The following is a 20,868-nucleotide window of genomic DNA, read 5'->3' as shown; positions in this document are numbered from 1 at the left end:
GTGATTAGTGACTGGCCGGGTATTGGCGGTGCATTTTTTCCAGCAACGCATCCTTGTCCAGCCACAGCTGGTTGATCCAGCTCTGGAATTGCTGGCGGTACTCGGCGTCCTGTTCGTAGTTCTTGCCAATGAACTGGGGCGGGATCGGCAGTTCTTCGAAATGCACGACCACCTCTTTCACCCTGCCGCACAGCAGGTCCCAGTAACCCGGACGACCGCCGGGATAGTGGATGGTGACGTTGACGATCGACTTCAGTTGTTCGCCCATGGCATCCAGCACAAAGGCGATGCCGCCGGCCTTGGGCTTGAGCAAGTAGCGGAAGGGCGATTGCTGCTGTGCGTGTTTGCCCTCGGTAAAGCGCGTGCCCTCGGCAAAATTGAACATTCCCACCGGATTGTTGCGAAACTTCGCACAGGTCTTGCGCGTGGTTTCCAGATCCTGGCCTTTTTTCTCCGGGTGCTTTTCCAGGTAGGCCTTGGTGTAGCGCTTCATGAACGGGAAACCCAGGGCCCACCAGGCCAGGCCAATGACCGGGACCCAGATCAGTTCCTGCTTGAGAAAGAACTTCAGCGGACGGATGCGCCGGTTGAGTACGTATTGCAGGACCATGATGTCGACCCAGCTCTGGTGGTTGCTGGTGACCAGGTAGGAGTGCTGGTAGTCCAGGCCCTCAAGCCCGCTGAGGTGCCAGCGGGTGCGGCAGATGAGTTTCATCCAGGCATTGTTGTTGCTGATCCAGGCTTCGTGGGTATGGCTCATCAGCCAATCGGTGAAGCGCTGGGTGAGGGCGAACGGCAGCAGCTTGAAGATCGCCACGCAGAACAGGAACGAGCACAGCAGGATGGTGTTCAACGCCAGTAACAACGACGCGATCACCCCGCGCACGGCGGCAGGCAGGAATTCCAGCATTTAGATATCCACAGGTCGGTTGGCGGCTTGAATCGCGGTCAGGGCGATGGTGTAGACGATGTCGTCCACCTGCGCCCCACGGGGCAGGTCGTTTACCGGTTTGCGCAGGCCTTGCAGCATCGGCCCCAGGCTGACGCAGTCGGCACTGCGCTGCACCGCCTTGTGGGTGGTGTTGCCGGTGTTCAGGTCGGGGAACACAAACACCGTGGCCTTGCCCGCCACCTGGCTGTTGGGCGCCAGTTGATGGGCAACCGCTTCGTTGGCCGCGGCATCGTATTGCAGCGGACCGTCGATCAGCAGGGTGCTTTGGGCTTCGTGGGCGAGCAGGGTGGCTTCGCGGACTTTTTCCACTTCCTCACCGCTGGCCGAGTCGCCGCTGGAGTAGCTGATCATCGCCACCCGTGGGGTGATCCCGAAGGCCGCCGCCGAGTCGGCGCTTTGCAGGGCGATCTCGGCCAGTTCGCTGGCGCTTGGGTGCGGATTCATCACGCAGTCGCCGTAGACCAGCACCTGCTCGGGGAACAGCATGAAGAACACCGAGGACACCAGGGTGCAGCCCGGGGCGGTCTTGATCAGTTGCAGCGCCGGGCGAATGGTGTTGGCAGTGGAGTGAATGACCCCGGACACCAGGCCATCGACTTCATCCAGGGCCAGCATCATGGTGCCGATGACCACCGGGTCTTCCAGTTGCTGTTCGGCCATCGGTGCGTTGAGGCTTTTGCTCTTGCGCAGGGCCACCATCGGCTCGACGTAGCGTTCGCGAATCAGGTCCGGGTCGAGAATCTCCAGGCCTTCGGGCAGTTCGATGCCGTGGGCACGGGCCACGGCTTGGACATCTTCCGGCTTGGCCAGCAACACGCAACGCGCAATGCCACGGGCCTGGCAGATGGCCGCCGCCTGCACGGTTAGGGGTTCGCTGCCTTCAGGCAGGACGATGCGCTTGTTGGCTTCCTGGGCACGCTGGATCAACTGATAGCGGAACACCGCCGGGGACAGGCGCATTTCCCGTGGGGTGCCGCAGCGTTGGTGCAGCCAGCGGGCGTCGAGGTGGCTGGCGACGAAGTCGGTGATGATTTCCGCGCGCTCGCGGTCGTCGATGGGGATTTCCTTGTTCAGCCCGTTGAGCTGATTGGCGGTGTCGTAGGAGCCGGAACTCACCGACAGCACCGGCAGGCCAGCGTTGAGGGCGCCGCGGCACAGCTCCATGATCCGTGGGTCGGGCAGGGTATCGCTGGTCAGCAGCAGGCCGGCCAGGGGGACGCCGTTGATGGCGGCCAGGCTCACCGCGAGGATGATGTCGTCGCGATCGCCGGGAGTCACCACCAGCACGCCGGGCTTGAGCAGTTCCACGGTGTTGCGCATGGTGCGCGCGCAAATGATGATTTTGGTCATGCGCCGGGTTTCATAGTCGCCGGCGTTGAGTACCTGGGCGCCCATCAGGTCGGCCACGTCACGGGTGCGCGGGGCGTTCAGCTCCGGTTGGAACGGAATGCAGCCCAGCAGGCGGAAATCACCGCTGCGCAAGAGCGGCGAGTGTTCCTTCAGGCGGGCGGCAAAGGCCTCCATGCTTTCGTCGGTACGCACCTTGTTGAGGATCACCCCCAGCACTTTCGGGTCGCGCGGGCCGCCAAACAGTTGGGCCTGCAACTCGACACGCCCGGAGAGCTCGGTGAGCACTTCGTTTTCCGGGGCGGAGACCAGGATCACCTCGGCATCCAGGCTTTTCGCCAGGTGCAGGTTGACCCGAGCCGCATAGCTGGCGCTGCGGGTCGGCACCATGCCTTCGACGATCAGCACGTCTTTGCCGACGGCCGCTTCCTGGTAGAGGGTGATGATTTCTTCGAGCAGCTCATCCAGCTGGCCGTCGCCCAGCATGCGCTCGACATGGGCCAGGCCCAGGGGTTGCGGGGGCTTGAGGCCGTGGGTGCGGGCTATCAGTTCGGTGGAGCGCTCAGGGCCGGTGTCGCCCGGATGGGGCTGGGCAATGGGTTTGAAAAAGCCGACTTTGAGCCCGGCCCGTTCCAGCGTACGCACCAGCCCGAGGCTGATGGAGGTCAGACCCACACCAAAATCGGTGGGTGCGATAAAAAAAGTTTGCATGCGGGTTCTCGAAGGGTGCATGGCAAAGGTGGCGGTCTATGTCTGGCCGCCTACCTGATAGTCAGACGCTAAGGTTATCGTTATCCAGGCCCTGAGCACACCAGCCGCAGGCAAAGGGTTGGCCTATTTTTTTCTGCCGTTGCGCGGCGTCGGTGACCCAGGCCCGTGATTGCCAGGGTGGCTGGTGGCGCAGATGCTGGGTGTGGCCGCAGGAAAGCTCGGCGACCCAGTGCTGCTCTTCGTCCTGATGAAAACCAGTGACCGTCGGCGGCTTCGTTCGAGCCCGTCCGTCCGGGTTCTGTTCGCTTTCGGGCAAATCCTTGTTTAGACTTGTCCGTTCTTCATTCTTATGCAAAAGGTCTCGCCCCCATGCTGATCGCCGCCAACAAGGCTGTCTCCATCGACTATACCCTGACCAACGACGCTGGTGAGGTCATCGACAGCTCAGCCGGCGGCGCGCCGCTGGTCTACCTGCAAGGTGCAGGCAACATCATTCCAGGCCTGGAAAAAGCCCTGGAAGGCAAGAAAGTCGGTGATGAACTGACCGTTGCCGTAGAACCTGAAGATGCCTACGGCGAATACGCTGCCGAACTGGTCAGCACCCTGAGCCGCAGCATGTTCGAAGGCGTAGACGAGCTGGAAGTGGGCATGCAGTTCCACGCTTCCGCTCCGGACGGCCAGATGCAGATCGTGACCATCCGTGATCTGGACGGCGACGATGTGACCGTTGACGGCAACCACCCGTTGGCCGGCCAGCGTTTGAACTTCCAGGTGAAAATCGTCGACATCCGTGACGCCAGCCAGGAAGAAATCGCCCATGGTCACGTCCATGGCGAAGGTGGTCATCACCACTGATTTTCTGCGCTAAGCTCAAGTTGACTGGAGAGGCGCCCGAGGGCGCCTTTTTAGTCCGCGACGGTTGTTGCCGGCGAGTGAGTGTGACTGTCGGGTGCTGTTTTTCTGCAAGAACACGGGAATCTGGAGTTCGTCATGAGTGCTTTTCACGACCTTAAATTGAAAGCCCTGGATGGTCAGGAGCTACCGCTCGCGCCCTTCAAGGGGCACGTCGTGCTGGTGGTCAACGTCGCCTCCAAGTGTGGTCTGACACCACAGTATGCGGCGTTGGAAAACCTCTACCAGCAATACAAAGACCAGGGTTTCAGCGTGCTGGGCCTGCCGTGCAATCAGTTTGCCGGCCAGGAACCAGGCACCGAGCAGGAAATCCAGGAGTTCTGCAGCCTCAACTATGGCGTGACCTTTCCACTGAGCAGCAAGCTGGAGGTGAACGGTCCGGAACGTCATCAGCTGTACCGTCTGCTGGCGGGTGAGGGGGCTGAGTTTCCGGGAGATATCACCTGGAATTTCGAGAAGTTCCTGCTGGGCAAGGACGGCCGCGTCCTGGCGCGTTTCTCGCCGCGCACCGCACCGGATGACCCCACCGTGATTCAGGCGATTGAAAAAGCCTTGAGTTGATAGACACTGCCGGGCCTCGCTGCCCGGCTGGTTTCCTGCCTTGCAACGACACGTCGTGTGTCGATCCCCTCTCGCACTTTTGCACCTTAATCACCCTGATCAATAGTGCTGTGCGGCGCTTTGATCGAAGAATATTATCCCCATCATAAGCTCGCCGCTGCCTGGCTCTGGCCAACGGCTGCCCGCCGAATTGAATCCGCTTATCCATGGAGTGCCGCATGTCTGCTCAAGCCCTGTTCAAACCGTTTCAGCTCGGCTCCCTGGAGCTGCCGACCCGCGTGGTGATGGCGCCCATGACCCGTTCGTTCTCCCCGGGCGGCGTGCCGAACTCGAAAGTCATCGAGTACTACCGGCGTCGTGCGGCGGCCGGTGTGGGCCTGATCATCACCGAAGGCACCACGGTCGACCACAAGGCTTCCAACGGTTACCCCAACGTGCCGCACTTCTACGGCGAAGCGGCGCTGGCCGGCTGGAAGAAAGTCGTGGACGCGGTGCACGCCGAAGGCGGAAAAATCGTCCCGCAGCTGTGGCATGTGGGCAGCGTACGGCGCATCGGCACCGAGCCGGATGCCAGCGTGCCGGGTTATGGCCCGACGGAAAAACTCAAGGACGGCCAGGTCGTGGTCCACGGCATGACTCACCAGGATATCCAGGAGGTGATCGCAGCCTTCGCCCAGGCCGCCAAGGATGCCCAGAGCATCGGCATGGACGGCGTAGAGATCCACGGCGCCCACGGTTACCTGGTGGACCAGTTTTTCTGGGAGGGCAGCAACCAGCGTACCGACGAATACGGTGGCAGCCTGGCCAAGCGCTCGCGGTTTGCCATTGAGTTGATTCAAGCCGTGCGGGCCGCAGTGGGGCCGGGCTTCCCGATCATTGTGCGTTTTTCGCAATGGAAGCAGCAGGACTACAGCGCTCGCCTGGTACAAACCCCGGAGGCCCTGGGTGAGTTCCTGCAACCGTTGGTGGACGCGGGTGTGGATATCTTTCACTGCTCGACGCGGCGCTTCTGGGAGCCGGAGTTCGACGGCTCGCCACTGAACCTGGCCGGCTGGACCCGCAAGCTCACGGGCAAGCCGACCATCACCGTGGGCAGCGTGGGCCTGGATGGCGAGTTCCTGCAATTCATGGTCAACACCGACAAGATTGCGCAGCCGGCCAGCCTGGAGAAGCTGCTGGAGCGCCTGAACAACGACGAATTCGACTTGGTCGCCGTGGGCCGCGCTTTGCTGGTCGACCCGGATTGGGCGCAAAAAGTCCGCGAAGGACGTGAGCAGGACATCCTGCCGTTCAGCCGCGAGGCCTTGACCACCCTGGTCTAGGCGCCGCGCTGATCACCGGCCTGCGCAAGGCCGGCCGGTGAGGCTTCACGTCAGGGTCGAACCCTTCACCACCCCCGGTTCCTCAAGGCAGGCCCCACGCAGTTGGCTTTCAAACTGCTCGATAATTGCCGGCCATCCCTGGCGGCTGGCGTGTTGTCGGGCGTTGAGCCGCACCCGGCGCAGGCTCTCTGCCTCCTCCAGCAGCCAATTGGCCGCATCGCAAAACGCCCCTTCATCGCCCGGCATCGCCAGCACCCCGTTATAGCCGTGACGGATATGGGCCGCCGCTGCCGCCTGGTCGTAGGCCACCACGCCCAGCCCCGAGGCCAGGGCCTCCAGCACCACGTTGCCGAAGGTTTCAGTGAGGCTGGGGAATAGAAACAGGTCGCCGGACGCATAGTGGCTGGCCAGGGCTTCACCGCGCTGGGCGCCGCAGAAAATGGCTTCGGGCAACTCCTTTTCCAGGGCCGCCCGTTGTGGGCCATCGCCGACCACGATCAATTTCATCCGCCGTTGTGGATAAGTCGTCTTCAAACTGTCGAAGCAGCGCCTGAGCAGGCCGAGGTTTTTCTCCGGGGCCAGGCGCCCGACATGAATCACCGCGAGCTCGTCATTGCTAAGACCCCAGCTTTCACGCAGGCCGTTGAGGCGCTTGCTCGGGTGGAACAGTTGGCTGTCGACGCCTCGGGACAGCAACTCCAGGCGCTCGAAATGGCGACGCTCCAGTTCCAGGCGCTGGCTGGCGCTGGGCACCAGGGTCAACTTGGAGCGGTTGTGAAACCAGCGCAGGTAATGGGTCAACAGCCGTGTCAGCAAGCTCAGGCCGTATTGGCTGGAGTATTGCTGAAAGTTGGTGTGAAAGCCGCTGACCACGCTGATCCCCAGGCGCCGTGCGGCGCGCAGGGCCGATAAACCCAAGGGACCTTCGGTGGCGATGTACAGCACGTCCGGGCGCTGGCGTTTCCAGCGCCGCAACAGCTTGTGCATCGACGACTGGCCCCATTGCAGCCCCGGGTAACCCGGCAGCGGCCAGCCGCGGCAGAGCAGCAGGCCATCGTCGCTGAGGCGGCTCTGGTCGCAGCCCTGGCGTGGGCGGATCAGATCGACCTGATGCCCGCGCGCGCGCAAACCATCACACAGGCGGCCCAGGGTATTGGCCACGCCATTGATTTCCGGAGGGAAGGTTTCGGTGATGAGGGTGATATGCAGAGCTGTCGTCATGACCTCAGTGTCGGCTGAGGCCATGTCTTCATTGTGACGTTGCGATGATGGATTTGTGACCCGCTCAGCCTTTCTGGGTCAGCAGGTTCTCGGCGCCGCGCTCGCGGACCCAGAACAACGTGGCTCCGGCCACTGCCGCCGGCATCATCAGGATATTGACGAACGGGATCAGCAGCGCCAGGTAGACGATGCCGCCGAAGCTCATGCTCTGCCAGCGCTTCTGCCGCAGCCAGGCGAGCATTTCGTTCCAGCCCAGCTTGTGGTTGTCCGCCGGGTAGTCGATGTACTGGATGGCCATCATCCAGATGCCGAAGATCAGCCACAGCGGGGCGGCGATCAGGTTGACCACGGGGATGAACGAAAGGATGAACAGGCCCAGGGCCCGCGGCAGGAAATAACCCAGTTTGCGCATTTCCCGGGACAAGGTGCGCGGCACCATGGCGATCAGTTCCCCCCAACTGAAGGGCGGGAAGTCATCGGTGCCGCGCACCACCACTTCGACCTTCTCGGCCAGAAAGCCGTTGAACGGTGCGGCAATGATGTTGGCGAGCATGGTGAAGCTGAAAAACACCATCAGCGCCACCAGCACCACAAACAATGGCCAGATGACATAACTGAGAAAACTCAACCAGTCCGGCAGCGACGGCATCAGGCCATCGACCCAGATGCTGAAGTAATGGCCGGCCAGGTAGATCAATCCGACGAGCAGCACCAGATTGATCATTAGGGGCAGCAGGACGAACAAACGCAGGCCGGGGCTTAGGACCAGCTTCAGGCCTTCGCGCAGGTATTGCGGGCCGGACAGAACAGGGGCGGGCATAAGGAGCTCCGAGCAGTGTGGAAACGCGCCGACCTTACCGGCTTTGCCAGGCGGGCGAAAGCGGGGTGATCAGGTCGACATCAGCTGTAACAAAGGCGCCGTCAAATACGCAGGCACCGGATAGAGACCGCCTATGAGCTGGATTGTTAATCCGTATTTCCTTAATCTTCGCCCCCTCTATACGCTTCACCCATTATTTTTCGGACTTGCGAGCCCAAGCCTTCCCCAAGTGCTTTCGCGGTCCTTTTTTATTCCAGCCGGTCATCCGGCGTTCCGCGCCCGGTTATCCGGCCCGGTTGATAGGAGTGAGTCATGTCTGATGTACGTCATTCGCGTGTGATTATTCTGGGTTCCGGCCCTGCCGGTTACAGCGCCGCGGTCTACGCTGCCCGTGCCAACCTGAAGCCGCTGCTGATCACCGGCATGCAGGCCGGCGGCCAACTGACCACCACCACCGAAGTCGACAACTGGCCGGGCGACGTCCACGGCCTGACCGGCCCGGCGCTGATGGAACGGATGAAAGAGCACGCCGAGCGTTTCGAGACTGAAATCGTTTTCGACCACATCAATGCCGTCGACTTCGCTTCCAAGCCTTACAGCCTGACCGGCGACAGCGCCACCTACACCTGCGACGCGCTGATCATCGCCACTGGCGCCAGCGCCCGTTACCTGGGCCTGCCGTCGGAAGAAGCGTTCATGGGCAAGGGCGTTTCCGCTTGCGCCACCTGCGACGGTTTCTTCTACCGCAACAAGCCGGTGGCTGTGGTCGGCGGTGGTAACACCGCGGTTGAAGAGGCCCTGTACCTGGCCAACATCGCCAGCACAGTGACCCTGATCCACCGTCGCGAAACCTTCCGCGCCGAGAAGATCCTGATCGACAAGCTCAACGCCCGGGTGGCCGAGGGCAAGATCATCCTCAAGCTCAACGCCAACCTCGACGAGGTGCTGGGCGACAACATGGGCGTGACCGGTGCGCGCCTGAAGAACAACGACGGCAGCTTCGACGAGCTGAAAGTCGACGGCGTGTTCATCGCCATCGGCCACACCCCGAACACCTCGTTGTTCGAAGGTCAGCTGACACTCAAGGATGGCTACCTGGTGGTGCAGGGCGGCCGTGACGGCAACGCCACTGCCACCAGCGTTGAAGGCATCTTCGCGGCCGGCGACGTGGCTGACCACGTGTACCGTCAGGCGATCACCTCGGCCGGCGCCGGCTGCATGGCGGCCCTGGATACCGAGCGTTACCTGGACGGCCTGCAGAACGCTTCGTTCTAAGGCCGTTGCCATAAAAAAAACCGGCGCAAGCCGGTTTTTTTATGGACGATTCAAAGGTCGCCGTTGCGGGTCAGGCTTTGCGCGTCAGCGGCGCGCTGGCGAATTTGACCCCGGCCAGGCCGTGGGCGATCAGCGCGCGGATATTGCCGTGATCGCTGCCTTCAGGGGTGGCCAGCACCGCACGGTAATGCTCACCGAAGGCCAGCAGGGCCTCTTCATCGCTCAAACCTTCAAGCAACGCCAGGCCCAGGGTCTTGCACGAACCTTCATTCTGCCCGGCGCTGCTTTCCAGGCCTCCATTGTCGAAGGCCTGGGGTTGATAGTCGTAATGCGCAGCGATAAAGCCCAGGGTGTCGGCGAAGGCGTGTTCGCCGCTGTTGAGGCTGGTGCGCAGGGTGTTCAGGTCAGTCATGCTGTTTTCCTTTGGCAAACGCCGCTTGCTGCTCGGCGCTGGCTTCTTTCTGGTATTTGGCTTTGTACTCGGCGTAGGGCATGCCATACACCACTTCACGGGCGTCATCGAGGCTGAGCTCGATCTGACGTTCATCAGCCTCGGCCTTGTACCACTTGGACAAGCAATTGCGGCAGAAGCCGGCGAGGTTCATCAGGTCGATGTTCTGCACGTCCTTGCGGCTGTCCAGGTGGGCAACCAGGCGGCGAAAGGCGGCGGCTTCAAGTTCCAGGCGTTCTTGGGAAGTCATGGGATTCACTGGCAGAAGAAGTGGGGGAAAGCTTCAAGCGGCAAGCTGCACGTTGAAGCCGGTCCGTTTTGAACGTACCGCTTGCGGCTAGCGGCTTGCCGCCAAGGTTATGGACACCGATTCGGCAAAGCGCAGGGCGTGGGGCTTGTCGACTTCGACCTCGGCATAGAGCACCGATTCGTTGGCCATGACCAGGTCCAGCAATTCCTGGGTCAGGCGCTCAAGCAGGGCGAAACGGTTGCCCTCCACGTGGGCGATGATCGCCTTGGTGATGGTGCGGTAGTTCAGGGCGTGGTCGATATCGTTATCGCGCACGGCGTCCTGAGCGGCATAGAGGATGGTCAGGTTGATCAACACATCCTGCTTGTTGAGGATCTCTTCCTCATTGATGCCGATAAAGGTCCGCAGGCACAGGTCCTTGACCCGGATGCGTGCCATTCCTGGCTGAAGTTGTGGCATTGCTACTTGCTCCGTCCAATCAATTGCAGGAATTCCTGGCGCGTGGTGCTCGATTCGCGAAACGCGCCGAGCATCACCGAGGTGTGCATGGTCGAATTCTGTTTCTCGACGCCGCGCATCATCATGCACATGTGCTTGGCTTCGATCACCACCGCGACGCCAGCGGCCTGGGTCACCTGTTGCACGGCGTCGGCGATTTCCCGGGTGAGATTTTCCTGGATCTGCAGGCGTCGGGCAAACATGTCGACGATCCGCGCGATCTTCGACAGCCCCAGCACCTTGCCGGTCGGAATGTAAGCGACATGGGCCTTGCCGATGAAGGGCAGCAGGTGATGCTCACACAGGGAATACAGCTCGATATCGGCGACGATCACCATTTCATCGCTGTCGGAGGCGAACAGGGCGCCGTTGACGATCTCGTCCACCGACTGGGCATAGCCATGACACAGATACTGCATGGCCTTGGCCGCGCGCTTGGGGGTGTCCAGCAAGCCCTCGCGGTCCGGGTTTTCGCCGATGCCCTTGAGTATTTCGCGGTAGTGCTGGGGCAGGGATAAAGTCATACAACATCCTCGAAGGAAGGCTTATTTGACATGCCGTCCGCCGTTGACGGTCAGGGTCGTGCCGGTGACGTAAGGGTTGTCCAGCAGGTAGCGCAGGCTCTGGTAGATCACTTCACTGCCGGGCTCGATGCCCAGCGCGGACTTGGCCAGGGCTTTGGCGCGGTACGCCGCGTCGTCGTCGGGGTTGAACAATAACAGGGCCGGGGCGATGCCGTTGACCTTGATCTGCGGCGCGTACTTGGCCGCGAACGACAGGGTCAGGCTTTCCAGCCCGGCTTTGCTGGCGCAGTAAGCGATGTGCTTGCTGCTGCCCTTGCGCGTCACGTCATCGCTGATGTGCACGATGTCTGCAACCGTCGAGCGCTGCAGCAGCTCGGCGCAATGCAGGTTGATCAGGTAGGGCGCCAGCATGTGCACGCCGAACATCCGGGTGAAGGCCTCGGCCTCGTCGCCGGCGCTTTCTGCCAGCCACTCGGAAGCGTTGTGCACGATGGCGCGCAGGCGGTCGGTGTGGGTTTTCAGCTGGTTGATGAAGGCGAGGATGCCGGCTTCGTCGGACAGGTCGGCAAATAGCACGGTCGCGCCCTGGTTGCGCAGGACGTCGACCCCCGGGCGTTCGGTGCGGTAGGTGACGATCACCGGGTGGCCGTCTTCCAGCAGCCGCCGTGCGCAATGCAAGCCGACTCGCTGGCTGGCGCCAGTGATCAGGATCGGGGCAGGGGAAGCATTCATGAACGGCTCGCGTCGCGGGTGGAGCAAAACTATACCAGCGACGGCCGGGCAATGCAGGCGACCGCTCGGCGGCCGCCGGGGCTCAAGGGTTCTGGGTCGAGGCTGCGGCAGGCAGCGGACGCGGCGCGCTGCTGTTGAGCCAGCCGGACAGCAGGTGGGTCGACAGCGGAATAAACAGATAAACCATCAGTGGCGTCAGGGCCAGGGTGCTGACGAATACCCGGCTCAACAGCCCCAGGTCGGCAAGCAGCGGGCCGAGGACGAAATTGAACAGCAGGGATACCGGAAAGAACGCCAGCCAGATGGCCACTGCCTGTTTCCAGCGTGGCGGACGCTGGCCGATGGCGCCGAACCAGCCATCGATGCCGCTGACCCGATGTTCCGACGGGTGCGCGAACAGGTCGCCGCCACGTCCCAGCCAGGCTGTACGCGAAGCGGAATGCTCCCAGGCATGCAGGGTCTGTTCGTCGGCGAAACGGAAGATGATCTGGAATTCATCATCGTCGGGCGGCGGGGCGAGCACGCCGGAGCCCAGGTAGCCGGGGAAGTCGGTGGCCAGTTGTTCGCCTTCGCGCAGCCAGGCGATCAGGTCCTGATAGCGACCATTGGCGACGCGACGCGCAACCATGAGGGTGACGGGTGAGGTAGACATTATGTATCTCCGTAAAACCAATGCGTTGCCTGGGTAAGGCAAACACCAGATACGGCCCGGGGTGGTGGGCGCGCCTGGCTCTTCACAAAAACAAGCAAGGATTATTCCTGATTGCGTCAAATACGCCAGCGTCAGCGGTCGATTTTCTGTTTATTGAGGCGCAAGCACTCAGGGGGAGTAGAATGGCCGCCACTTTGTTGATCGGTGTTTCTGCCCAGATGCCCGTTACTACTGAACTTGCCCGTGCTCACCAGCCCGCCAGCGCAGTCGCGCAGGAGGACCTGTTTCCGATTCGTGAAGTCTCGCGGCGTACCGGTATCAACCCGGTCACCTTGCGGGCATGGGAGCGGCGCTATGGCCTGATCCAGCCGACACGCACCGAAAGTGGGCACCGCCTGTATTCCACGGCCGATGTCGAGACAGTGCGTGAAATCCTCAGTTGGATCGAACGCGGCGTCGCGGTGAGCAAGGTCGGCAAGATCCTGGCCAAGACCCAGGCTGCCCAGTCCCTGCCCAGCGTGTTGGCGGACACCAGCCTGGCCGGCGAGTACAAGCAGTGGTGCAGCCAGCTGAAAGTAGCGGTGAGCGCTTTTGACGAGGCCCAGTTGGAGCGGCTTTATGGGCAGATCTTTTCCAGTTATGCGCTGCCGGTGGTGTTCCAGGACATCCTGATGCCGTTCTGGAAGCAGCTGTTACAGCATCAGGAGCCCTTCGGCCACACCAGCGAGTGGCTGTTTCTGGATGGGTTTCTGCGTTCGCGCATGACCCAGCGCCTGCTGCTGCAACGCGGCAGCCAGACGCGTCGGGTGCTGTTGACGGCCCTCGGCGAGCACTGTCACGAGCTGGAGTTGCTGGTGGCGGCGCTGATACTGGGCAACGACGAGATTGGCGTCAGCGTGTTGGGCCTGGGCGTGCCCTTCGACGAGTTGACCCTGGTCTGTGAAAAAATCCAACCGGCGGCGCTGGTGCTGTTCTCCAGCCGGGCGCCGACCACCGAGTTGCCACGCCGCCTGGTCCGCTTGGCCATGACCCTCAACTGCCCGGTGCTGCTGGCGGGTGATACCGCAGAGCTGGCCCAGGAAAGCCTGCAGGCGTCGGCGGTGGGCTGTCTGGGCAATGACGGACGCTTGATGCCGCAGCGCTTGCGGCAGTTTCTCGGCGGCAAGCTGGACACCTGAGGCGCCCGCGACGGGTTCAAATATGCAGGTCGGGGTGGGTCAGGCGGTGCTGTTGCAGGATGTATTGGCGCAGGCGCTCGGTCTGATCCTTGTCGGACTGATTCAGGCGATAGGCATAGCAGCCCTTGGCGGTCTGGCGTTCGAAGGTGCCGCGCAGTGCGATGCGTTCATAGCCTGAGGGGCTGAACCACAAGGCAAACTGCCGAGGCGGCTTGCTGCGACCGCGCACTTCCAGCAACACACCCTTGAACGAAACCTCACGCACCCAGAGCGCGCCGGGCTGGCCGCGCACATTCTGCAGCGCCACCGGCTGCTCCAGGTTCAGGCGCCACGGCCGGACCATGGGCCCGTCTTCAAAGATGCTGGGCACGCCCAGACGCAAATGCAGCGCATGAAATTCATCCTCCACCAATTGCAGGGGGAAGGTCATTTGCTGGTTGTCGAAATGGGCCTGGATCGTCACCTGTTCATTGGCTGCCAGGTGCGTGAGCAGGTCGCGGATCTGTGCTCCGCCATTGACCAGCAGGCTGGACGTCGCATCCCGCGTGTTGAGTTGCGGGTTGTGCTGCATGGTCTGAATGAAGTCCAGTTCATCCTGGGTCAGGAGGGCGTCACGCTGCATGATGCTGCTCGGAAGGGAAAGGTTACGAAATCACTGCGGATTCGATGAATAAGAACATTAAATCTTCAGCCCGTTGGTGCCATTCGTCGCTTTCAACGCCGCCAGCTCAGCCTGGACTTCAGCCAACTGGCCTTCGACCTGGGCCAGGCGTTGTTGCGCCTTGACCTGCACCGTCACATCTTTCTGCACGCCAATGAAATAGGTAAGTTGATCGTGTTCATTGAACACCGGGGTAATCGACAGCTCATTCCAGAAATGGCTGCCGTCCTTGCGGTAGTTGCGCAGCACCTGGCGACATGGCCGGCCCTGGCCCAGGGCTTGGCGGATCGCCTCCAGCCCGGGCTGGTCACGGTCGCCGGACTGCAGAAAGCGGCAGTCCTGATACAGCACTTCATCGGCGCTGTAGCCGGTCAGCTTCTCGAACGCCGGGTTGACGTAAATAACGATGTTGTCTTCGCCTTCCTGTTCGGCGACCACAATCCCGTCATTGGAGGCGTTGATCACCAGTTGCAGCAGGTGGGCGTTGATCATTACAGGTGTCCGCATTTATCGGCAGTGCCGGCATTCTAAGACATGCCGGCAAGCTGTCCACTGGCCATGAGTGCTAAAGGATCGGATTGTACCGTTCAGCTGGTAATATCCCAGGCTTTTACTCAGTTACAGGATCAGATTGATGAAAGTCGCCATCCTTTCCGGCTCGGTGTACGGCACTGCTGAAGAAGTCGCCCGGCACGCCGCCAAGCTGCTCAACGCCGCAGGTTTCGAGGCCTGGCACAACCCGCGTGCGACCCTGGCGGACGTCCAGGCCTTCGCGCCCGAGGCATTTCTTGCCGTGACTTCGACCACCGGCATGGGCGAGTTGCCGGACAACCTGCAACCTTTGTATTCGGCAATCCGTGATCAATTGCCGGCCGCCTGGCGCGGTCTGCCCGGCGCGGTGATCGGCCTGGGCGACGCCTGCTACGGCGATACCTATTGCGGCGGCGGCGAACAACTGCGTGAGCTGTTCGCCGAGCTTGGGGTGCGCGAAGTGCTGGAGATGCTGCGCCTGGACGCCAGCGAAAGCGTGACCCCGGAAACCGACGCCGAGCCCTGGCTGGCCGAGCTGGTCAACGTACTGCGCGGTTGACCGAGCGCTCGCGCAGCAGCGCCAGCCAGGCCTGGGCGGCCTTGGACAGGTACGCCCCCTGACGCCAGATAAAGGCGATGTCCCAGCGCAGATAGTCGGGCGCCTGCAACGTCAGGCGCACCAGGCCCGGGCGCACCAGGCCACGGGCCACGACGCTGGGCAGCAGCACCACGCCCTGGCCGGCCACCACCAGTGCAGCGAGAAAGTCGGCCTGGCCGCTGCGCCCCCCTTCGCGCGGGGTAAAGCCCACTTGCTGGCAGGCCTGCAGCAGGCGGTCGTTAAGCACGAAGCTGCGCTGATAGAGCAGAAACGGCGTATCGGCCAACTCTTCCAGGCGTACCTGGGCATTCATCGCCAGTGGGTGATCGGCCGGCAGCAGCGCGTCCAGCGGTTCGTCGCAGAACGGCTGATAGGCAAACAGCGGGTCCTTGGGCGTGAGGCTGCCGCCGATCTCCAGTTCTCCATTGAGCACGGCCTGCTCGATGTTCAGGCTGCCGCCTTCGAGCAACTGCACGTTGATGTTCGGGTAGCGCCGCCGGTATTCGGCAAACAGGCTGGCGAACAGCGCATCGCTGCCAAGCAGCGGCAAGCCCAGGCGCAATTCGCCCCGTGCCAGCTGGCTCAAGTCATCCAGTTCGCTGAGCAACTCGTTACGCAGGCGCAGCATGCCTTCGGCCCGTTGCAGCACCACGGTGCCGGCCGCCGTCAGGTGGATATGGGAACCGAGACGATCCAGCAGCGGCGTGCCCAGGCTCTGTTCCAGCTGGGCGATCTGCTTGCTGACCGCTGATTGGCTGATGTGCAAGGTCTTGGCGGCCTGGGTGAAGCCACCCTGATGAATCACTTCGACGAAGCTGCGCAGTTGTTTGAAGTCCATGGTCTTGATTCCATATTGGAATGGCTTCCAGTCTAACAATTCGCTTCGGTGATGGCAGGTGCTTGCCTAAAATACAGGCCTGCGAGGACCGAATTCCATGAACGCTGCACTGTTGAAACACCTGGGGCGCCTGCTCGGCGAATTGGCGGTATTGCTGGGTATTTATCTGCTGGGCTGCCAGTTAGCCCTGTGGCTGGCGTGGCCGATACCCGGTGGCGTCATCGGCCTGGCCTTGTTGTTGCTGTGCTTTGCCCTGGGCTGGGTCAAGCCGGCGGCGCTGCAACTGGGCGCTGGCCTGCTGATGGCCGAGATGCTGCTGTTTTTCATTCCGGCACTGATGAGCCTGCTCGACTATGGTGGCCTACTGCGCGATGACGGCTGGCGGATCCTGCTGGTGATCGCGGTTAGCACCTTGATGGTGATGCTGGTCACGGCCTTTACCGTCGAGTGGGTGTGCCGTTGGAGGATGCGCCATGAAGCTTGAGCTGATGCCGATGTTCTGGCTGGCGCTGACCCTGGGCGCCTACCTGTTCAGTCGCTGGCTGTACAAGCGCACCGGTCGCTACCTGCTTTCGCCGCTAATCCTGGTTCCGGTGTTGTTGCTGGCGATCGCCGTGCCGTTGCACACCGCCTATGCCGAGTATTCCGCCAACACCCATTGGCTGATGCTGGTGCTGGGACCGGTGACGGTGGCGTTCGCCGTGCCGATCTGGCAGCAGCGGCAGCTGTTGATACGCCACTGGTCGGCGCTGCTGCTGGGCATGCTGGCGGGCAGCGCGGCCTCGATTGCCAGCTCTTACGGCCTGGCCCATGCCCTGGCCCTGGACAGTTCGGTGACCCTGTCGCTGGTGCCGCGTTCGATCACCACGCCCTTTGCCATGCCCTTGGCCAGGGACCTGGGTGGGGTGCCGGAACTGACGGCGGTGTTCGTGATGTTCACCGGGGTGTTCGGGGCGATGCTCGGGGGTGTGCTGCTGCGCTGGTTACCCCTGCGCAGCGCCCTGGCCCGTGGCGCATTGTTTGGCGTCGGTGCCCATGGCGCCGGTGTCAGCCGGGCCCATGAGGTAGGGGGCGAGGAAGGCTCTGTGGCGGGGCTGGTGATGGTCCTGACCGGCTTGCTCAACCTGTTCGCCGCACCCTTATTGGCGTCGTTGCTTTGACGCCGATTTGTACCGATTGGTACCAAAACGAACACTGACTCGCTCGGCCAGTAAGCTGGCTGCCAATGCAACTACCTGAAGCCGGGTGCCTGACTAGACTGCTTCCACGTTCACACAATAATAAGAACATCCCATCGAGGAGCTTGCCGTGAGTCTAGCCACCGTTCAAACGTCCCAGAGTGTGAAAGACCAGGTCAGCGCCGCCGAATGGCAGACCCGCGTCGACCTGGCTGCCTGCTATCGGTTGGTGGCGATGCATGGTTGGGATGACCTGATCTTCACCCACATTTCAGCCAAGGTGCCCGGCACCGAAGATTTCCTGATCAACCCCTTCGGCTTGATGTTTCACGAGATCACCGCCTCCAGCCTGGTGAAGGTCGATCAGGCCGGCAACAAGCTGATGGACAGCCCCTACGAGATCAACCCGGCCGGCTACACCATCCACAGCGCGGTGCACGAAGTGCGTCACGACGTGGTGTGTGTGCTGCACACCCACACCGCGGCGGGCGTCGCGGTCTCGGCGCAGAAGCAGGGCGTACTGCCCATCAGCCAGCAGTCGCTGTTCGTGTTGTCGAGCCTGGCCTATCACGCCTATGAAGGGGTGGCGCTGAACCCTGAGGAGAAGGCGCGGTTGCAGGCGGACCTGGGCGAAAACAACTTTCTGATGCTGCATAACCACGGCCTGCTGACCTGTGGCGGCACCATCGCCGACACCTTCCTGATGATGTTCACCTTCCAGCGCGCCTGCGATATCCAGGTGCTGGCGCAAAACGGCGGCGCGGAGCTGATTGCCATCGAGCCGCAGATTCTCGCGGGGGCCAAGGCGATGCTCGCCGGGGTCACCAAAAGCGCTCAGGGCATGGGCGGCCTGCTGGCCTGGCCGGCGCTGCTGCGCAAACTCGATAAACAAGACCCGGGTTACAAACTCTAATGCCACTGGCCGAGATCCCTCTGTGCGTCTGGCGCAAACGCGGGCATAGCTTCGTGTTTCGCGGTCAGACCATTCGTTACTGGACGGCAGGCCAGGGAGAGCCGCTGCTTTTGATCCACGGGTTTCCTACGGCCAGCTGGGATTGGCATTACCTGTGGCAACCCCTGGCTCAACGCTACCGGGTGATCGCCTGCGACATGTTGGGTTTTGGCGACTCGGACAAGCCGCTGGACCATGAATACAGCCTGCTGGAACAGGCCGACCTGCAGCTGGCGCTGTTGCAACACCTGAAGATCACGGCGCCCGTGCACCTGCTGGCCCACGACTACGGCGACAGCGTGGCCCAGGAGCTGCTGGCCCGGCACTACGAAACCCGGGCCAATATCGCCAGTTGCGTGTTCCTCAACGGCGGCCTGTTTCCCGAAACCCATCGCCCGGTGTTGATGCAGAAGCTGCTGCTCAGCCCCGTGGGTTGGATGATCGGCCGGGCGTTCAGTCGCGATGCGCTGGTCAAGAGCTTGACCCAGATTTTCGGGCCGCACACGTGGCCCAGCGAAAGCGCCCTGGATGATTTCTGGAGCCTGGTGCAAAGCAATCAGGGGCCCCGGATCCTGCACAAGCTGATCGGCTACATCCCCGAGCGGCGGGTGCAGCGCGACCGCTGGGTCAGGGCGATGCAGCGCGGTGAAGTGCCCCTGCGGTTGATTGACGGCGGCTTCGATCCGGTCTCCGGGGCGCACATGCTGGAGCTCTATCGTCGACTGATTCCAGACCCGGACACCGTGCTGCTGCCCGAGATCGGCCATTACCCGCAGACCGAGGCCCCGGTGCAGGTGCTCAAGCACTACCTGGCCTTTCGCGAGAACCTGGTGCTGCCGCCGCGCCAGTTTGCCTGTTCCTGAACCCTGGTGCCCCGGGCCTGGCGCCTGGGGTATTTCGGCCAATCATCCCCCAGCCTTATTGCCCACCATTCAGCCCTGGCCGGGTTTGTTGTGGGCACCGCCTGGCTGCCTGACACTCGTACCCATTGTCCATGGGTCCTGCTGGAGTTCGGTATGAGTGAGTCTGTGCGCTTCGAAGATAAAGTCGTGATCGTCACCGGGGCCGGCGGCGGCCTGGGCCAGGCCCATGCGCTGCTGTTCGCCAGGCACGGGGCGAAAGTGCTGGTCAACGACCTCGGCGGTTCGGCCCAGGGCGAGGGGGCCAATGCTTCGGCGGCGGACCGCGTCGTGGCGCAGATTCGCGAAGCCGGCGGGATTGCCGAAGCCAACCATGACTCGGTGACCGATGGCGACAAGATCGTGCAGAACGCTCTGGATGTGTTCGGCCGGGTCGATGTGGTGGTGAACAACGCCGGCATCCTGCGCGACAAGACCTTCCACAAAATGGAGGACGCCGACTGGGATCTGGTATACCGCGTGCACGTCGAGGGCGCCTACAAGGTGACCCGCGCCGCCTGGCCCCATTTGCGCGAGCAGGCTTACGGGCGGGTGATTTTCACCGCGTCCACCTCGGGCATCTATGGCAACTTCGGCCAGTCCAACTACGGCATGGCCAAGCTGGGGCTCTACGGCCTGACCCGGACCCTGGCCATTGAAGGCCGCAAGAACAACATCCTGGTCAATGCCATCGCGCCCACTGGCGGTACACGCATGACCGAGGGCCTGATTCCGCCGCAAGTCTTCGAGCAGCTCAAGCCGGAGCTGGTCAGCCCGCTGGTGGTGTACCTGGCCAGCGAAAACTGCCAGGAGACCTCGGGGTTGTTCGAGGTCGGCGGCGGCTGGATCGGCAAGGTGCGCTGGGAGCGCAGCCTGGGGGCCGGCTTCGATCCGCGGGTCGGTTTTTCGCCTGAAGATGTGGCGGCCCACTGGCAGCAGATCTGCGATTTCGAAGGCGCAGCCCACCCCCAGGACAACATCGAGGCGCTGAAGGAGATGATGCAGAATCTGCAAAAGTACGCGATCTGATGCACCGCGCCGCCCGCGCCCGGCCTCGCCCATGGGGCGGTGCCCGGCCGGCGGTTGTACTCCTGAGGCATTCGTCTCTATGCTCGTCGAGCATTGAATGCACAAGGAGTGGTGTTTATGTACGAGTCAAAAGATCAGCCTGTGTTATCCCGCCTGTTGTTTTTGCGTCGGTTGCTGCTTCACGCCCTGATGGTGATGGCCTTGATCGGGTTCTCGATTGGCCTGGGCATCGGCGGCCATTTGTATTTCGAAGAGGGCATGTCGATCCATGACGCCCTGATCAACGCCGCCATGATGCTCGGCGGAATTGGCCCCGCCAACATGCCGCTGACCCCCGGCGGCAAGCTGTTTCTCGCCAGCTACGGGCTCTACGCCAACATCGTCTTCGCCGCCGCCATCGGCCTGATGCTGACCCCGGTGGCGCATCGTCTGCTGCACAAGTTTCATTACGACGGCGACGACGCCGTTTGACCCGACCCGTGTTCGCCCTTTTATTGCGCGCATAAAAAAGGCCGCTGCAAGAGCAGCGGCCGAAGTCAGACGTTAGATCAAGGAGCTACAAATCAACGTCAGTGAACCCGGGGTAACGGTCTGAAACTGAGCTTCAAACTCGTTGAAAACTGTCGATTCAAACGTGCCGAACTCACACGTTGAAGGGGCTTCAGAAGGCGCTTTGCCTTGAGAGCGAGGCCATAGTAAGGGGTGTCTCGGCGGGGAAAAATAGCGAATCAGGACAAGGACTGTTACAGCCTGAGCAACAGTGGTGCAGACGGGCC

General features: G+C 62.1%; 26 protein-coding genes. 12 read left to right on the top strand and 14 right to left on the bottom strand.

The features are described from left to right. Window positions 1-4 precede the first annotated feature (4 nt). From ACOZJV_RS16145 to ACOZJV_RS16135, 3 genes are all read right to left on the bottom strand, one after another. The gene (locus ACOZJV_RS16145) at window positions 5-910 is read right to left on the bottom strand and encodes an acyltransferase (RefSeq protein ID WP_078469850.1); all 906 of its coding nucleotides are present in this window, start codon (window positions 908-910) and stop codon (window positions 5-7) included. Continuing rightward, window positions 911-3,010 carry a phosphate acetyltransferase gene (pta, locus tag ACOZJV_RS16140; RefSeq protein WP_078469851.1) on the bottom strand — a complete coding sequence of 700 codons (2,100 nt, stop codon included), beginning with the start codon at window positions 3,008-3,010 and terminating at the stop codon, window positions 911-913. Between the two features lie 61 nt (window positions 3,011-3,071). After that, window positions 3,072-3,326 carry a DUF3565 domain-containing protein gene (locus ACOZJV_RS16135; RefSeq protein WP_421548033.1) on the bottom strand — a complete coding sequence of 85 codons (255 nt, stop codon included), beginning with the start codon at window positions 3,324-3,326 and terminating at the stop codon, window positions 3,072-3,074. 53 nt (window positions 3,327-3,379) lie between these two features. On the opposite strand from ACOZJV_RS16135, the gene ACOZJV_RS16130 reads away from it, so the two are divergent. The 3 genes from ACOZJV_RS16130 (at window position 3,380) to ACOZJV_RS16120 (ending at window position 5,805) form a co-directional block, all read left to right on the top strand. Then, window positions 3,380-3,865: an FKBP-type peptidyl-prolyl cis-trans isomerase gene (locus tag ACOZJV_RS16130; RefSeq protein WP_020297166.1), complete on the top strand. Its 486-nt coding sequence runs from the start codon at window positions 3,380-3,382 to the stop codon at window positions 3,863-3,865. A gap of 135 nt (window positions 3,866-4,000) precedes the next feature. Then, window positions 4,001-4,483 (top strand): glutathione peroxidase, encoded by a 483-nt coding sequence (locus ACOZJV_RS16125; protein ID WP_078469853.1) that lies wholly within the window; start codon window positions 4,001-4,003, stop codon window positions 4,481-4,483. A 218-nt stretch (window positions 4,484-4,701) separates the two neighbouring features. Next, a complete protein-coding gene (locus ACOZJV_RS16120; RefSeq protein WP_421548032.1) occupies window positions 4,702-5,805 on the top strand; it encodes an NADH:flavin oxidoreductase in 1,104 nt (367 codons plus the stop codon). 45 nt (window positions 5,806-5,850) lie between these two features. Here ACOZJV_RS16120 and ACOZJV_RS16115 read toward each other — a convergent pair whose 3' ends face one another. Together ACOZJV_RS16115 and cysZ are read right to left on the bottom strand one after the other, a co-directional pair. Beyond that, complete coding sequence (locus ACOZJV_RS16115; RefSeq protein WP_421548031.1) at window positions 5,851-7,050, bottom strand: glycosyltransferase family 4 protein; 1,200 nt, start codon at window positions 7,048-7,050, stop codon at window positions 5,851-5,853. A 40-nt stretch (window positions 7,051-7,090) separates the two neighbouring features. Then, window positions 7,091-7,846 (bottom strand): sulfate transporter CysZ, encoded by a 756-nt coding sequence (gene cysZ / locus ACOZJV_RS16110; RefSeq protein ID WP_078469856.1) that lies wholly within the window; start codon window positions 7,844-7,846, stop codon window positions 7,091-7,093. Window positions 7,847-8,158: 312 nt separating this feature from the next. Here cysZ and trxB point away from each other — a divergent pair, with 312 nt between their 5' ends. Beyond that, entirely contained in the window at window positions 8,159-9,121 is a 963-nt protein-coding gene (trxB, locus tag ACOZJV_RS16105; RefSeq protein WP_078469857.1) for a thioredoxin-disulfide reductase, read from the top strand. A 70-nt stretch (window positions 9,122-9,191) separates the two neighbouring features. Here the strand turns inward: trxB and ACOZJV_RS16100 are convergent, their stop codons facing one another. From ACOZJV_RS16100 to ACOZJV_RS16075, 6 genes are all read right to left on the bottom strand, one after another. Continuing rightward, a complete protein-coding gene (locus tag ACOZJV_RS16100; RefSeq protein ID WP_201129485.1) occupies window positions 9,192-9,533 on the bottom strand; it encodes a HopJ type III effector protein in 342 nt (113 codons plus the stop codon). Beyond that, window positions 9,526-9,822 (bottom strand): DUF1244 domain-containing protein, encoded by a 297-nt coding sequence (locus ACOZJV_RS16095; RefSeq protein WP_020297173.1) that lies wholly within the window; start codon window positions 9,820-9,822, stop codon window positions 9,526-9,528. Before ACOZJV_RS16095 ends, ACOZJV_RS16100 begins: the two co-directional genes overlap by 8 nt. Before the next feature lie 87 nt (window positions 9,823-9,909). Then, window positions 9,910-10,281: a dihydroneopterin triphosphate 2'-epimerase gene (gene folX / locus ACOZJV_RS16090; RefSeq protein ID WP_020297174.1), complete on the bottom strand. Its 372-nt coding sequence runs from the start codon at window positions 10,279-10,281 to the stop codon at window positions 9,910-9,912. A 2-nt stretch (window positions 10,282-10,283) separates the two neighbouring features. After that, complete coding sequence (folE, locus tag ACOZJV_RS16085; RefSeq protein ID WP_078469859.1) at window positions 10,284-10,844, bottom strand: GTP cyclohydrolase I FolE; 561 nt, start codon at window positions 10,842-10,844, stop codon at window positions 10,284-10,286. A gap of 21 nt (window positions 10,845-10,865) precedes the next feature. Continuing rightward, entirely contained in the window at window positions 10,866-11,576 is a 711-nt protein-coding gene (folM, locus tag ACOZJV_RS16080; protein WP_201129487.1) for a dihydromonapterin reductase, read from the bottom strand. Window positions 11,577-11,658: 82 nt separating this feature from the next. After that, window positions 11,659-12,228 carry an antibiotic biosynthesis monooxygenase gene (locus ACOZJV_RS16075; protein ID WP_078469861.1) on the bottom strand — a complete coding sequence of 190 codons (570 nt, stop codon included), beginning with the start codon at window positions 12,226-12,228 and terminating at the stop codon, window positions 11,659-11,661. A gap of 218 nt (window positions 12,229-12,446) precedes the next feature. On the opposite strand from ACOZJV_RS16075, the gene ACOZJV_RS16070 reads away from it, so the two are divergent. Continuing rightward, entirely contained in the window at window positions 12,447-13,406 is a 960-nt protein-coding gene (locus ACOZJV_RS16070; protein WP_201132105.1) for a MerR family transcriptional regulator, read from the top strand. A gap of 16 nt (window positions 13,407-13,422) precedes the next feature. On the opposite strand, the gene ACOZJV_RS16065 is transcribed toward ACOZJV_RS16070, so the two are convergent. Next, complete coding sequence (locus tag ACOZJV_RS16065; RefSeq protein WP_078469862.1) at window positions 13,423-14,028, bottom strand: hypothetical protein; 606 nt, start codon at window positions 14,026-14,028, stop codon at window positions 13,423-13,425. 57 nt (window positions 14,029-14,085) lie between these two features. Then, window positions 14,086-14,559, bottom strand: a complete 474-nt coding sequence (locus tag ACOZJV_RS16060) for a PAS domain-containing protein (RefSeq protein WP_078469863.1) — start codon at window positions 14,557-14,559, stop codon at window positions 14,086-14,088. A 142-nt stretch (window positions 14,560-14,701) separates the two neighbouring features. Here ACOZJV_RS16060 and ACOZJV_RS16055 point away from each other — a divergent pair, with 142 nt between their 5' ends. Beyond that, window positions 14,702-15,157 carry a flavodoxin gene (locus ACOZJV_RS16055; RefSeq protein WP_078469864.1) on the top strand — a complete coding sequence of 152 codons (456 nt, stop codon included), beginning with the start codon at window positions 14,702-14,704 and terminating at the stop codon, window positions 15,155-15,157. Here ACOZJV_RS16055 and ACOZJV_RS16050 read toward each other — a convergent pair. Next, on the bottom strand, window positions 15,138-16,034 hold the full coding sequence (locus ACOZJV_RS16050; protein WP_201129490.1) for a LysR family transcriptional regulator: 897 nt from the start codon (window positions 16,032-16,034) through the stop codon (window positions 15,138-15,140). The two genes, ACOZJV_RS16055 and ACOZJV_RS16050, sit on opposite strands and share 20 nt — an antisense overlap. Before the next feature lie 97 nt (window positions 16,035-16,131). Between ACOZJV_RS16050 and ACOZJV_RS16045 the strand changes: the two genes are divergently transcribed. From ACOZJV_RS16045 to ACOZJV_RS16020, 6 genes are all read left to right on the top strand, one after another. Further along, the gene (locus ACOZJV_RS16045; RefSeq protein ID WP_078469866.1) at window positions 16,132-16,518 is read left to right on the top strand and encodes a CidA/LrgA family protein; all 387 of its coding nucleotides are present in this window, start codon (window positions 16,132-16,134) and stop codon (window positions 16,516-16,518) included. Continuing rightward, entirely contained in the window at window positions 16,508-17,194 is a 687-nt protein-coding gene (locus ACOZJV_RS16040) for an LrgB family protein (RefSeq protein WP_078469867.1), read from the top strand. The genes ACOZJV_RS16045 and ACOZJV_RS16040 overlap by 11 nt, the downstream gene beginning before the upstream one ends. 148 nt (window positions 17,195-17,342) lie before the next feature. Beyond that, window positions 17,343-18,125: a class II aldolase/adducin family protein gene (locus ACOZJV_RS16035; RefSeq protein ID WP_078469868.1), complete on the top strand. Its 783-nt coding sequence runs from the start codon at window positions 17,343-17,345 to the stop codon at window positions 18,123-18,125. Then, entirely contained in the window at window positions 18,125-19,027 is a 903-nt protein-coding gene (locus tag ACOZJV_RS16030; protein WP_078469869.1) for an alpha/beta fold hydrolase, read from the top strand. The genes ACOZJV_RS16035 and ACOZJV_RS16030 overlap by 1 nt, the downstream gene beginning before the upstream one ends. Before the next feature lie 153 nt (window positions 19,028-19,180). Further along, the gene (locus ACOZJV_RS16025) at window positions 19,181-20,092 is read left to right on the top strand and encodes an SDR family oxidoreductase (RefSeq protein ID WP_020297187.1); all 912 of its coding nucleotides are present in this window, start codon (window positions 19,181-19,183) and stop codon (window positions 20,090-20,092) included. A gap of 117 nt (window positions 20,093-20,209) precedes the next feature. After that, window positions 20,210-20,563 carry a hypothetical protein gene (locus tag ACOZJV_RS16020; RefSeq protein ID WP_421548030.1) on the top strand — a complete coding sequence of 118 codons (354 nt, stop codon included), beginning with the start codon at window positions 20,210-20,212 and terminating at the stop codon, window positions 20,561-20,563. Window positions 20,564-20,868: the final 305 nt, after the last annotated feature.

This window comes from Pseudomonas sp. QD4 (assembly GCF_049199125.1).
In the GTDB taxonomy this organism is placed as follows: domain Bacteria; phylum Pseudomonadota; class Gammaproteobacteria; order Pseudomonadales; family Pseudomonadaceae; genus Aquipseudomonas.
The sequence above is the reverse complement of the archived record's forward strand: the minus strand, read 5'-3'. Positions and strand labels throughout refer to the sequence as shown.

Bases quoted from the DNA above. Each gene is read 5' to 3' on its own strand.
- ACOZJV_RS16145 (WP_078469850.1), bottom strand. From the start codon at position 910: ATGCTGGAATTCCTGCCTGCCGCCGTGCGCGGGGTGATCGCGTCGTTG.
- pta (WP_078469851.1), bottom strand. From the start codon at position 3,010: ATGCAAACTTTTTTTATCGCACCCACCGATTTTGGTGTGGGTCTGACC.
- ACOZJV_RS16130 (WP_020297166.1), top strand. From the start codon at position 3,380: ATGCTGATCGCCGCCAACAAGGCTGTCTCCATCGACTATACCCTGACC.
- ACOZJV_RS16125 (WP_078469853.1), top strand. From the start codon at position 4,001: ATGAGTGCTTTTCACGACCTTAAATTGAAAGCCCTGGATGGTCAGGAG.
- ACOZJV_RS16120 (WP_421548032.1), top strand. From the start codon at position 4,702: ATGTCTGCTCAAGCCCTGTTCAAACCGTTTCAGCTCGGCTCCCTGGAG.
- ACOZJV_RS16115 (WP_421548031.1), bottom strand. From the start codon at position 7,050: ATGGCCTCAGCCGACACTGAGGTCATGACGACAGCTCTGCATATCACC.
- cysZ (WP_078469856.1), bottom strand. From the start codon at position 7,846: ATGCCCGCCCCTGTTCTGTCCGGCCCGCAATACCTGCGCGAAGGCCTG.
- trxB (WP_078469857.1), top strand. From the start codon at position 8,159: ATGTCTGATGTACGTCATTCGCGTGTGATTATTCTGGGTTCCGGCCCT.
- ACOZJV_RS16100 (WP_201129485.1), bottom strand. From the start codon at position 9,533: ATGACTGACCTGAACACCCTGCGCACCAGCCTCAACAGCGGCGAACAC.
- ACOZJV_RS16095 (WP_020297173.1), bottom strand. From the start codon at position 9,822: ATGACTTCCCAAGAACGCCTGGAACTTGAAGCCGCCGCCTTTCGCCGC.
- folX (WP_020297174.1), bottom strand. From the start codon at position 10,281: ATGCCACAACTTCAGCCAGGAATGGCACGCATCCGGGTCAAGGACCTG.
- folE (WP_078469859.1), bottom strand. From the start codon at position 10,844: ATGACTTTATCCCTGCCCCAGCACTACCGCGAAATACTCAAGGGCATC.
- folM (WP_201129487.1), bottom strand. From the start codon at position 11,576: ATGAATGCTTCCCCTGCCCCGATCCTGATCACTGGCGCCAGCCAGCGA.
- ACOZJV_RS16075 (WP_078469861.1), bottom strand. From the start codon at position 12,228: ATGTCTACCTCACCCGTCACCCTCATGGTTGCGCGTCGCGTCGCCAAT.
- ACOZJV_RS16070 (WP_201132105.1), top strand. From the start codon at position 12,447: ATGCCCGTTACTACTGAACTTGCCCGTGCTCACCAGCCCGCCAGCGCA.
- ACOZJV_RS16065 (WP_078469862.1), bottom strand. From the start codon at position 14,028: ATGCAGCGTGACGCCCTCCTGACCCAGGATGAACTGGACTTCATTCAG.
- ACOZJV_RS16060 (WP_078469863.1), bottom strand. From the start codon at position 14,559: ATGATCAACGCCCACCTGCTGCAACTGGTGATCAACGCCTCCAATGAC.
- ACOZJV_RS16055 (WP_078469864.1), top strand. From the start codon at position 14,702: ATGAAAGTCGCCATCCTTTCCGGCTCGGTGTACGGCACTGCTGAAGAA.
- ACOZJV_RS16050 (WP_201129490.1), bottom strand. From the start codon at position 16,034: ATGGACTTCAAACAACTGCGCAGCTTCGTCGAAGTGATTCATCAGGGT.
- ACOZJV_RS16045 (WP_078469866.1), top strand. From the start codon at position 16,132: ATGAACGCTGCACTGTTGAAACACCTGGGGCGCCTGCTCGGCGAATTG.
- ACOZJV_RS16040 (WP_078469867.1), top strand. From the start codon at position 16,508: ATGAAGCTTGAGCTGATGCCGATGTTCTGGCTGGCGCTGACCCTGGGC.
- ACOZJV_RS16030 (WP_078469869.1), top strand. From the start codon at position 18,125: ATGCCACTGGCCGAGATCCCTCTGTGCGTCTGGCGCAAACGCGGGCAT.
- ACOZJV_RS16025 (WP_020297187.1), top strand. From the start codon at position 19,181: ATGAGTGAGTCTGTGCGCTTCGAAGATAAAGTCGTGATCGTCACCGGG.
- ACOZJV_RS16020 (WP_421548030.1), top strand. From the start codon at position 20,210: ATGTACGAGTCAAAAGATCAGCCTGTGTTATCCCGCCTGTTGTTTTTG.